Raw genomic sequence first — 11,498 nt, 5'->3', positions numbered from 1 at the left:
TGGGAGGGCTTGCGTCGCCTCTTTTTGGGAAATCCCGCTTATTTTTTTATCGCGCCCCCTAGCAAAAGCTCGTTGAAATTTGTGGAATCCACTCCAAATTGGAAGGGCTTTAATTTCCTGCAGCGAACTATATTAGGATACATAGCCATAATTTTCAACGATCCTAGCTGACGGTGGGTGAACCCATGTTCAAAGGAAGGTTTTACCGGAATAGTCTTATCCTGATACTACTCATCTCCAGTATCCCGGGAATCATTGTCGGGGGGATTTTATATGGAATGACGGGAGGCTGGCTGGAACATGCGCTCCTTCAGCTTCACACAAGCCAAATTCTACAGAGGGCGTCCAACATTGACGACCAGTTCACCTATCTGGAGACGTCGCTTGCCCATTGGGCATTTGACACCAAATTCAACAGCCATTTATATGAAACGAACTTTTATCAGGACTTTGAGATCGCCCGCGATCTTACGAAGACTTTGAATGTAATGCAGGGATCTACGCCATTGGCGAAGCAGGTGGAGCTATTTTTAAAGGGGACTCAGTACATCCGGTTTTACCCGGAATACGATGTCATCTCGAACGAAGATATGATTGCCTCATACAACCAATTTCTTTCCCAGGACAATCTTGTGTTTTGGACCACTTTATCCGACGATGCCAGTCATCCGGATAAGAAAGACCTGACGCTGGTCCATAAGATTCCCGGAGTGGACATGCATCCTTTCGGGGCGTTGTTCATCCGGATTAGTGAGGAGAAGGCAACCAATCTCTTAAAAACGTTAACGCCCTACAACGTTGGTGAAACGTTCATGATGCAAAACGGGGGGAACGTCCTGCTGGCGAGCTCCAAGGACCCTCAATCGGTTATATTTGACGAAGCTTTGAAGGCGGAAGTGCTTCAACGGGGAGGCAAATCGGGCTCCTTCCTTTATGAGAATCATAAAAACATGTACACCGTCTCCTATGGAACGTTCCGCAGAGTCGGTACGGAGTGGATGTATGTCTCCGCTTCCCCGATCAGCGTCATTACGAAGCCTGTCGATTTTATCTCAAAGCTCATCTTGTCCGTCAGCTTTGGCGCTTTATTACTGGCGGTGCTGTTGTCCTGGTTCGCTTCCCGCAAAATCTACTCTCCTGTAGATCGGTTGGTGACCCTGTTAACCGGAAGCAGACCCTTGACAGGAAGCATTGGCGAGCAGCATGACGAGTTTAAATTGATAGAAAAGGAGTGGCTGGATCTATGGCGGGAAAGCACGACGCTGCAAAACAAGCTCGAAGCACAGCTTCCCCATGTGAAGGAAGGGTTCCTGCTTCAGCTGGTGCAAGGCTTTCTCTCCGCATACTCCGAGGACGACCTGCGGGAGCGGATGCGCAATTACGGTTGGGAAGTGGATGAGCGCCAGTTTATCGTCATGCATATTCAGCTCACAGGCTTTACAAACCTGGAAGGACGATTCGGCCAGGGAGATGAAAGCTTGATTACGTTTGCGGCTGCCAATATCATCGAGGAACTGTCAACTAACCGTCTGGAGCAGGTGAATGGGATCAATTTTCATGATTTATCTATGGGTCTATTGATCATGCTGCCACCCCACATGTCTTATACAACCGAAGTGCATGAACTGAGCGATGAGATTATCCAGTCTATAAACCGTGTTCTAAAGCTCAACGTATCGATCTGCATCGGCAAGCCTTCGGCCGCTGTCCGACAGATTCCGTCACACTATGAAGAGGCAAAGCAAGCCTTGAGCTACCGCAGCTTCAAGAACGAGAATCAGATTATAGATCTCAATTCCCCGGAGCCGGAAGAGGACATGGCGGAGCTGCATTATCCGTTCGTCCTGGAGAGGGAGATCGTTCAGATGATCAGGACCGGCCAGCAGCACGAAGCGATGGATTTGATCAAATCGTTCCTGGACGCATTGCTGGAGAGAGGAGCCAAGGAAATGGAAGCTCAGCAGGGGATGCTGCAGCTGCTTGGGAGTATATTGCATGCGATTCGGCATTTGGGAATGGACCCGAACCGGGTGTTTCGTTCCGTCAATTTATATGAGCAGCTGGGGCAAATTCGCGAGCCGCAGAAAATGCTGCACTGGTTTCAGCACAAGATCATGAATCCTTACATTCAGGAGCTGGAATCGCGCTCTGACGTTCATTGGAAGAAGGCGGTCGAAACCGCAATGGTCTATCTGCAAAATCATTACATGAAAGAAATCTCCCTGGACAGCTGCGCAGATCATGTGGGAGTAAACTCTGTTGCACTTAGCAAGTCGTTCAAGCAAATAACAGGAACGAACTTCATTGATTACTTGACGGAGCTTCGCATGGAGAAGGCAAAAGAATTACTTCGCGATACGGAGCAAAAAATTAATGATGTCGCCGTACAGGTCGGGTACCAGCACAGTTATTTTAATCGTATTTTTAAAAAGCATGTCGGTGTCACTCCGAGCCATTACCGTGAAATGAGCAGAAATATGCATAGTTAAACCTGGAGCAAGCTGGTGTCTGGAGATCAGGCGACGGCTTGTTTTTTCTTTGTCAAAAAAGTCCAAGCCCAACGCTCAAACCGCATGAGACAGGCTTTTCAAAAAAGTGCTAAGCGGAGTGAAAAAGTACAAATTCCATAAAAAGCGCTTCCAAAAAAGTGTGGTTGCCGGAAAAATGGCCCCCGATTAAGGTGAAAATAGCAAGCGGCTGCAGCAAACTGAAGATGATGACGAGGAGTGAGAGGATGGTCAAAACATCACAAGCCGAGCAGCTTCCGGCAAGCGTTCCGTCGACGAGGACACGCAAGAGGGGCTCATTAATGAGTAGAATCATTCAGGATAAATATTTGCTGATGCTTTTATTACCCGGATTGGCCTACTTCATTATATTTAAGTACATTCCCATGTGGGGGGTACTGCTCGCGTTCAAAAATTATCAGCCGTTCGTTGGATTTTTTAAGAGCGAATGGGTTGGAATGGATAACTTCAGGCAATTTTTTAACGACCCGATCTTTTTCCGCTTAATGAAGAATACGCTTTTGCTTGGTTTATATGACATGGTATTTTTCTTCCCCGCACCGATTATTCTAGCCCTGCTGCTTAATGAAGTCCGCAAATCTTTTTACAAACGGTTTATTCAGACCATTATTTATATACCGCACTTTATTTCTATGGTTATCGTCGCAAGTATCACCTACCTCATGTTGACTACGGAAGGCGGGATTATTAACGAGCTTCTGTTCAAATTCGTCGGCGTGAAATATGAGTTTTTGACAAGTGAGGACTGGTTCCGGCCGCTCATTATTACGCAAAGCTTATGGAAGGAAATGGGATGGGGGACGATCATCTTCCTTGCCGCCCTCGCTGGAGTTGACCAGGAGCAATACGAGGCCGCTATTGTAGACGGCGCGAGCCGGTTCCGTCAGCTATGGCATATTACCCTCCCGGCGATCAGGGGAACCATTATTGTGCTGCTGATCCTGCGTATGGGCAATTTCCTGGACCGCGGCTTTGAGCAAGTGCTCTTGATGAGCAATGCGCTGAACCGCAATGTGGCGGAAGTCTTCGACACTTATGTGTATACGATCGGCATTACCCAAGGGGCCTTCAGCTATAGCACGGCGGTAGGGCTGTTCAAATCCGTTATCGGCATCATCCTGGTGCTCGGCTCTAACTACTTGGCCAAACGTGCCGGCCATTCCGGTATTTTCTAAATGATTCCTCATCCTTAAAGCAAAGGAGGCTGCTGCCTTGAGACACAACACCTTAAGCGGAAAACTATTCGATGCCGCCAACTATATATTCCTTGCTGTCGTGGCTTTGTCGATGATTCTGCCGATCATGTATATCGTCGCTGGATCCTTCGCAACCGAGATTGAACTGAGCAACAGGGCGTTCTTCATCATCCCGAAGACCGTGACGCTTAACGCTTATGAATATGTATTTAAGGACAACGCGCTGCCGCGAAGCCTGCTGGTATCCGTCTTTGTAACCGTTGGAGGCACCCTGGTGAATCTGTTCTTCACCTTTACTATGGCTTATGCCTTATCACGCCGGTATATGGTTGGACGGAACGTGGTCATGAATATGGTTGTCTTTTCCATGCTGTTCAGCGGCGGTATTATTCCAACCTTCCTGGTAGTAAAAAGCATGGGTCTGCTGAATTCGTACTTGGCGGTCATGATTCCGACGGCGATCAGTGCGTTTAACTTGATTGTTATCAAATCATTCTTTCAGGAAATTCCTAATGAACTGATCGAATCCGCCCGTATTGACGGTTGTACCGATCTTGGAGTTCTGTGGCGCATCGTTCTTCCGCTATCCAAGCCGGTTATCGCCACCTTCGCGCTTTTCTATGCTGTAGGCCACTGGAATGATTTCTTCAATGCCCTACTGTATTTGAGCGATGCGAAGAAATGGCCGATGCAGGTGCTGCTGCGCCAAATAATATTGCTTGCTACCGGTTCCATGGATATGTCGACAATGGACCCGCAATACGTCAAGCCTCCGGACCAATCCATCAAAATGGCTGTCATTGTAGTTGGAACCTTACCAATCTTGCTGGTCTATCCGTTTTTGCAGAAGCATTTTGCCAAAGGGGTTCTGTTAGGGGCTGTTAAAGGATAACGGGGACGCTCCGCTATGTTGATAAACCCGAGTACTTTGCTTTCCATTTGGAATTGCTGGGCGGAAATATCCGTTGCGCCGGTTGCCGGTGCAGGGATGGGAATCCTCACAAACGCTGTTCCCGGGCACAGTATGGTGAAGGGATTATCATAGATGCTATCCAACTTTGTATACAAAAAAGGGAGGAACAAGGAAGATGAGATTCGTAAAACAGAAAAGAACGGCTATGGCCGCCATGAGCATCGCTTTGATTGCAAGCGTTTTCGCTGGCTGCAGCTCAGATCCTAAACCAGAAGCAGGCAAGGGCGGCACACAAGCATCCACGGGCAAGGAAGCACCTTACAAATTTTCGATTATGATGAAAAGCTTTCAAAATGATGCCATAACCTCCGAGAGCAAAGTTTGGAAGAAGGTAGAGGAATACACGAACACGAGTCTGGAGGTGTTGTTTACACCGGATGCCGCCTATAACGATAAGCTGAATATTACGCTGGCCTCGGGCACGATGCCTTCGGTTATTTTTACGGCAAGCGCCAAAACTCCATCCATTGTCAACGCGATCAAAGGGGGAGCTTTCTGGGAAATCGGCCCGTATTTGAAGGATTATCCGAACTTGAGCCAAATGAATAGCACGATATTGAACAATACCTCCGTTAACGGCAAAACCTATGGCCTGTATACAGCAAGACCGCTGGGACGCTTTGCCATCTCCTACCGCAAAGACTGGCTGCAAAATGTCGGATTGCCTGAGCCGAAGACGCCGGACGATTTTTACAATATGTTAAAAGCGTTCAAGGAGAAGGATCCGGACAAGAACGGCAAAGACGACACGTACGGCATGGTCGTGACCAAATATTCCGGTCCATGGGATATTATGCAGACTTGGTTCGGAGTTCCTAACAAATGGGGAGTTGATAAAGACGGGAAGCTGATTCCCGCCCATCTGACGAATGAATATATGGATGCGCTCCGCTACTTCAAGAAGCTGTATGACGAGAAGCTGGTGAACCAGGATTTCGCCGTCTACGATTCTGCCAAGTGGAACGACCCGATCATTAACGGGCAAGCGGGTGTAGCGGTCGATGTAGTAGATCGTTCCTATCAGATCGATGAGAAAATGAAGGCGGGCAATGTCAAAGGGGAAATGGATATTATCGGGGCTATCAGCGGCAAGAATGGTCCTGTAACTCCAGCTACAACTGGATACGGCGGTATCTTCCTCATCTCCAAATCGGCGGTAAAAACCGAAGCGGAGGTGCGTAAAATCCTTAATTTCTTCGATAAAATCGACGATAAGGAATACCAGATTCTTCTGACGTACGGTATTGAAGGCACGCACTATAAGGTGGAGGACGGCAAGCTTGTCACGATTCTCTCTTCAGAGATGCCGCAAGCGCCGGATATTAACATCAAGAGCTTCAACCAAATGCTGATCGGGGTTCCGAACGTGCTGGATACGGCCTTCAAGGCTGGGACGCCTTTGAGAGCCAAAGCGAACGAGGTGAAAGCGGCTAATGAGAAGATTGCTCTGGCGAACCCCGGCGAGCCGTTGATCTCCGCTACGTATACCCAGAAGGGCGCTCAACTGGATCAGCAAGTAGAGGACGCACGTATCAAATTTATCGTAGGGAAAATGGACGAAGCCGGCTTCAAAGCCGAGATGGAGCTGTGGAAGAAGAACGGCGGCAATGATTATATTAAAGAAATGAATGATGCCTACGCCGAAAGCAAAAAGAAATAATAGATGCACAAGGTCCGGTCTGACTCTCAGATCGGACTTTCTTTATCAAAGGCGCCGCATTCTATTATAATCTTAGATCATATAATCGTCGTAGTAATCCGTTTTTTTGGGTTTTTTCCTACGGATAAACAACGATACGAACAACAGGACGGCAAAAATGGCATAGTACAAGCCGCACTCGAGCCAGCTCCTGGAATTGATGTAGAAGATGACGGCGAATGGAAGAGGAAACAGGAGAGAGATCCAGATCGGTTTTTTCAAAGGTGCACCTGCCAAACGTCATTTATCCCCAATCATACCATTAAAGGGCCTCAAATTGAAGGCTCCTTACCAAGCACAACGCGGACTCCATTTCATAGGCATCGACATGCAAAGTTTTCCTAAGCCCTGCTTATCTGCTATTATAAAATGGACTGCATTGTGAAAAGGAGCCATTATGAACAAAAAGATCTTATTCATTATCGGTTTTATTGTTGTTATCGGTATCGTATTGGTATTGGGTCAAATGCAATGGGGCGCCTATCATTATCAGAATAAAGTCGCGGTACTGACCTATCACCATATTGACACGGAGGAATCGGACTATACCATATCCCCCGAACGATTCCGGGAGCATCTGCATGCTCTCACGGATCATCAATTCAATGTGATATCCACAGCGGAGTTCGTAGGATTCCTGAAGGAAGGGAAACCGATTCCGCCTAACGCGGTTGTCATTACTTTCGACGATGGTTATGAATCTTATTACAAATATGCCTATCCTGAGCTCAAAAAAGAGGGGATGACCGCAACCAATTTTCTTATCGTCAATTCCGTTGGCGACCGTACGGCGGAGAGTCCGTTCATGACTTGGGATGAAATAAAAACAATGAACGCGGACGGCTTCGACTTTTTCTCCCATACCTTTGACTCTCACGGCTTTAATACGAATGAAAAGGGGAAGCAGGTTTCACCTTTAACTAACCGGATCTGGCTGGAGTCTGAGAGCCGGATGGAGACGGAAGAAGAGTACCGGAGCAGAGTGGTTAAGGATCTGAGCCAGGCGGAAAAGGTGCTTCATGACCAGTTGGGCAACACCCTATCCATCCTTTGTCTGCCTCATGGACGTTATAATCAATCCCTCATCGATTTAAGCAAGCAAGCAGGGATTCAATACATCTACACCGGTGATTACGGCCTGAATTCCAAGGGCGACTTCCTCATCAAGAGAGTTACCGCAGGCGTACCTACGTTGACGGGAGAGGGTCTGGTTGCAAAAATTAACAAAGAAACAACGCTGTTAGGGAAGCTGGAGGACTTTATAAAAAATATCGTTCTGCAAGTAAGGTATCGTTATTTCTAATTATTGCAGCAAATTCCTGGTAAAAGTGAAGCGGAAGTCCAGATTGCCATCTGGACTTTTCCCATTATCAGGATAATCCTCGCCTCACTACAAAATAGTGCAAAGTAATAAAGAAAGTACTAGCATGAAATGAAGCGTTTCAAAAAAGTCCCGTTGTTCGAAAGGCGCTGATCGGATAGTCTTTTTCTAAGCAGCAGACTTTATGATAATGAGGTGGACGAGATGAACGCTAAAGGACATGGAAAAGGTACCGTATGGCCGACAGAGTGGAGAACAACGAAGGATTTGATTACAGGCATTCCAATGAAGCAGATAACGAATCATATGGCGCACAGCTTCCATCTGTATTTCACTAACGACGGCTGGTATGACAATGGCCGGAAATTATTGTTCGCTTCCGATAGATACAATGCCACGAACTTATATAGCATGGATCTGCAAACCGGTGAATTTACGCAGCTGACGGATCACCCGGAGGGCGAGTTGGTTCATCTTCAGCAAACGTATATCAATCCGAAGGGCCACGAAGCTTACTTTGAAAAAGGGAATCAAATCATCGCTATCCACCTTCAAACGCTTGAAGAAAGAGTCATCTATGAGGCGCCGGAGAAGTTCAACCTGGGGAATATGAGCTGTACTTCGGACGGGGAATGGTTATGCACCTGCATCAAGGAAGACTTGTCCGATCGCATTCAGGCATCCCTTGGAGCGGGCTATATCGGATTCGAGGAGACTGCAAGAGCCAAGCCTCTCTGTAAGATTGTGAAGATTCCTGTAGCGGGCGGGGAGGCTAAGGTCATCCACGAGGATAAAGTATGGATAGGACATATCAATACATCCCCGACACAGCCGCATTTGCTGAGCTTTTGCCACGAGGGTCCCTGGGATCTTGTAGATCACCGTATCTGGTGCTTGAACATGGACACTCAGGAGGTGTGGAAAATACGCCCATCCCAAGATAACGTCTTCGTAGGCCACGAGTATTGGCATGCCGACGGTATTACGATCGGGTATCACGGGTATACGGAGTCCCTATCCAACAAGGACGGCAAGTTTATCGGCTCTATCCGATATGATAATACGAACCGCCAAGAGAGTGCGTTCCCGTTCCAGAATATGCACATCCATTCGAACGATTCCAGCCTTATTGTGGGAGACGGGCAGCAAACAAGCGCTTATCATGGGGAGCAGTTCCAGGATACGATTTGCTTGTGGAGAAACAACGCCGGGGTGCTGGAGGGACCGAGAATCCTGTGCCGGCACCGGGGAAGCTTCCAGGCACAAAAGCTTCACGTACACCCAAGATTCAGTCCGGATGGAACCAAAGTCTTGTTTACAAGCGATATGACCGGCTATGGCAATCTGTACCTGGTTGACTTGCCTGAATTCGACTCGCTTCCGAAGCAGTCATAATGAAGGATAGAAGAGACAGGCCGCCGATAAGGCGGCCTGTTTTATCTCAACTTCTCCAAATACCTGCAGCTGCAGGGAATTGCTTATAAGGTCTATTAGCCTATTGATCTTGGCGGGCAAGTGGCGTTAAACTAAACAATCGGTAGGAAAAATAGAAAAGAATTCCGTCGGCATTCGATGTAGGTGGGAGAGGAGAACCTCATGAGCTTATCAAAAATATGGATTCCTGTTGCTGCCCTCAGCATGATGTTTCTTATGCCTGCGGCTGCTGTAGAGCCGACGGCGGCCGAGCATCAGCAGATGGCTGAACCGCGCAGCATGTCGTTTCAAATTCCAATGAACAACTACTGCAGTCTCGAGAACCCGCAGGACTTCTCGTTCCAGCTGTCTAACGCCTCCGACTCGGCAGCGAACATTACGGTCCGCTTCTTCCAACAAGACGGAACTGAGTTTAAGGAGGAAGGAACCGCTTATCGTGAGATGAAATCGGATATCGTCCCCGGCAAGCCGACGAGCCTTCAAGCTCATGCAACAGGGGTATATCACATCAATTTTGGCAACCACAAGCAATGTAATGAGCGAGTTTACTTGGGTGAAATCAAGGTTAACTCTGGACAAGCCTCCTTGCTCGCAACCGGCTGGGTTAATACGGCAGGAACGTACGAGAAGATCGTTGTGAACGATAACCGCAAATTTGATCTGTCTGCACCTGTGAGTACGGCAGGAACTTCTTCTCCATAAAGGTTCCCTGTGTCTATAGAAAAGGTAGAGCCGCTTGGCATGCATTTTTTTTGTATGCCGGGGGGCTTTTTTTATTTGTGAACAGGGATATGATTTCGCAAAAAGTTAGTATTGTACAACAATTTGTTAATATCAAACATCCAGTTTGCGTATTCATTTGTAATATGATAAACGTATTCCGAGTCTTAATCAGAAGAGCTGGGCTATTCCAAATCATCCATTTGAAAAGAGGGGAACAATAAATGAAGAGAAAGCTGCCGTTCCAAATGGTTTCATTATCGCTAGGTCTCGTACTAATCGCTAGCGGGTGCAGCCCGTCTAATGCGCCTGCTGCCCCAACGGGAAGCAATGAATCTGAAGCTAAAGTAAGCAATGAACCGATTACCCTCACATTTTTTACGGCGCAAAATTCTGTATACGCAAATGAAAGCGGTTTCGACAATGAGATTGGCCAATACATAAGAAAGAAATTCCCCAATATAACGATCAAGCATATCCATAAAGCGGCCGGGCAGGATTACGGCGATCTTATTGCAGCGGGAACCATCCCTGATATTGTATTGGAATCAAGCGGTAACATCATTTCCAAAATCAAAGAGTTTGATTTGGCCAACGATATGGCGGATCTTATAAAAAAGCATAATTTCGATCTTTCCAGAATGGACGAGGCGGCGATTGCCCAAGTGAAGAACGCCAACCCTGACGGGCAGCTGTGGGGTCTTCCTTTTACGCTCAGCAACATTATTATGTTCTATAACAAGGATTTATTCGACAAGTTCGGAGTTCCGTATCCTAAGGATGGAATGACCTGGGATGAAGTTTACGACGTCGCCAAGAAGATGACCCGATCGGTGGATGGCGTACAATACAAAGGGCTGTCCATGCATCCGGGCGTCATGACGAGCTATAACCAATTGTCGTTAACCCCGCTGGATTTAAAGGAAAATAAAGCGGCGATCAATACTGAAAAGTGGAAGACCTTGATCGAGAATTACAAGCGGTTCTATGATATTCCAGGGAATGAATTCACTAACATTGACGACTTTCCGAAGGGTCAAATGGCCATAGGAATCCATGTAGCTGAGAAAGTCACGAGCTGGTACACAGCGAACAAAGACCTGAACTTCGATTTGGCTTCGCCACCCTCCTTCAAGGATCTGCCCAACACTGGCATGCTGCCTAACACGTATTCTTTATTTATTACCAAAAATTCCAAGTATAAAGATCAAGCCTTCCAGGTTATCTCGTACCTGCTCTCCGATGAGGTTCAATCCGAATTATCCAAGCAGGGTATCGTAACCCCATTGAAAAGCAAAGCCGTGCATGACGTATATGGTCAAAGCCTTCCTCAATTAAAAGGCAAAAATACAGGAGCGGTATATTACAGCAAGAACGCGCAGCCTGCGCCTCCAAGAGCCCCAGGACTCGTCTATTACAGCGTCAATACCAGTAAAATTTTTGATAATATCTATAAAAACAATATGGATGTAAACAGCGCCATTCGTGCGGTAGAAGAAGAAGCCAACGCCGCTATACAGCAGCTGGTGCTTCAAAAGGGCGGAAAATAACCAATAAGGCTTGCCACTAATGGGCACTAGTGAGTTTTAAGCAATTGTGCAACAGATATCTAGTACACAATCTTCTC

At 47.1% G+C, this 11,498-nt stretch carries 9 protein-coding genes; 8 read left to right on the top strand and 1 reads right to left on the bottom strand.

What is annotated here, in order from left to right; all coding sequences use genetic code 11:
• Positions 1-185 precede the first annotated feature (185 nt).
• The 4 genes from ABEA66_RS17235 (at position 186) to ABEA66_RS17220 (ending at position 6,357) form a co-directional block, all read left to right on the top strand.
• Positions 186-2,489 (top strand): helix-turn-helix domain-containing protein, encoded by a 2,304-nt coding sequence (locus ABEA66_RS17235; RefSeq protein WP_345589235.1) that lies wholly within the window; start codon positions 186-188, stop codon positions 2,487-2,489.
• Between the two features lie 245 nt (positions 2,490-2,734).
• Entirely contained in the window at positions 2,735-3,703 is a 969-nt protein-coding gene (locus tag ABEA66_RS17230) for an ABC transporter permease (RefSeq protein ID WP_345589232.1), read from the top strand.
• A 37-nt stretch (positions 3,704-3,740) separates the two neighbouring features.
• On the top strand, positions 3,741-4,616 hold the full coding sequence (locus ABEA66_RS17225) for a carbohydrate ABC transporter permease (RefSeq protein ID WP_256865410.1): 876 nt from the start codon (positions 3,741-3,743) through the stop codon (positions 4,614-4,616).
• A 196-nt stretch (positions 4,617-4,812) separates the two neighbouring features.
• Positions 4,813-6,357 (top strand): extracellular solute-binding protein, encoded by a 1,545-nt coding sequence (locus ABEA66_RS17220; protein WP_345589230.1) that lies wholly within the window; start codon positions 4,813-4,815, stop codon positions 6,355-6,357.
• 72 nt (positions 6,358-6,429) lie between these two features.
• On the opposite strand, the gene ABEA66_RS17215 is transcribed toward ABEA66_RS17220, so the two are convergent.
• Positions 6,430-6,618 (bottom strand): hypothetical protein, encoded by a 189-nt coding sequence (locus ABEA66_RS17215; RefSeq protein WP_192702517.1) that lies wholly within the window; start codon positions 6,616-6,618, stop codon positions 6,430-6,432.
• Between the two features lie 175 nt (positions 6,619-6,793).
• Here ABEA66_RS17215 and ABEA66_RS17210 point away from each other — a divergent pair, with 175 nt between their 5' ends.
• From ABEA66_RS17210 to ABEA66_RS17195, 4 genes are all read left to right on the top strand, one after another.
• Entirely contained in the window at positions 6,794-7,699 is a 906-nt protein-coding gene (locus ABEA66_RS17210) for a polysaccharide deacetylase family protein (RefSeq protein WP_345589227.1), read from the top strand.
• A 222-nt stretch (positions 7,700-7,921) separates the two neighbouring features.
• Entirely contained in the window at positions 7,922-9,112 is a 1,191-nt protein-coding gene (locus ABEA66_RS17205; protein ID WP_345589224.1) for an oligogalacturonate lyase family protein, read from the top strand.
• Positions 9,113-9,313: 201 nt separating this feature from the next.
• A complete protein-coding gene (locus ABEA66_RS17200; protein ID WP_079911785.1) occupies positions 9,314-9,853 on the top strand; it encodes a hypothetical protein in 540 nt (179 codons plus the stop codon).
• Positions 9,854-10,095: 242 nt separating this feature from the next.
• On the top strand, positions 10,096-11,421 hold the full coding sequence (locus ABEA66_RS17195; protein ID WP_345589221.1) for an ABC transporter substrate-binding protein: 1,326 nt from the start codon (positions 10,096-10,098) through the stop codon (positions 11,419-11,421).
• Positions 11,422-11,498: the final 77 nt, after the last annotated feature.

Source organism: Paenibacillus vulneris, assembly GCF_039543185.1.
Lineage (GTDB): Bacteria > Bacillota > Bacilli > Paenibacillales > NBRC-103111 > Paenibacillus_S > Paenibacillus_S vulneris.
This window is presented reverse-complemented; position numbering and strand designations above follow the sequence as displayed.

What these genes read in the sequence shown, in the direction of transcription:
- ABEA66_RS17235 (WP_345589235.1), top strand. Translation starts at nt 186, where the DNA reads ATGTTCAAAGGAAGGTTTTACCGGAATAGTCTTATCCTGATACTACTC.
- ABEA66_RS17230 (WP_345589232.1), top strand. Translation starts at nt 2,735, where the DNA reads ATGGTCAAAACATCACAAGCCGAGCAGCTTCCGGCAAGCGTTCCGTCG.
- ABEA66_RS17220 (WP_345589230.1), top strand. Translation starts at nt 4,813, where the DNA reads ATGAGATTCGTAAAACAGAAAAGAACGGCTATGGCCGCCATGAGCATC.
- ABEA66_RS17210 (WP_345589227.1), top strand. Translation starts at nt 6,794, where the DNA reads ATGAACAAAAAGATCTTATTCATTATCGGTTTTATTGTTGTTATCGGT.
- ABEA66_RS17205 (WP_345589224.1), top strand. Translation starts at nt 7,922, where the DNA reads ATGAACGCTAAAGGACATGGAAAAGGTACCGTATGGCCGACAGAGTGG.
- ABEA66_RS17200 (WP_079911785.1), top strand. Translation starts at nt 9,314, where the DNA reads ATGAGCTTATCAAAAATATGGATTCCTGTTGCTGCCCTCAGCATGATG.
- ABEA66_RS17195 (WP_345589221.1), top strand. Translation starts at nt 10,096, where the DNA reads ATGAAGAGAAAGCTGCCGTTCCAAATGGTTTCATTATCGCTAGGTCTC.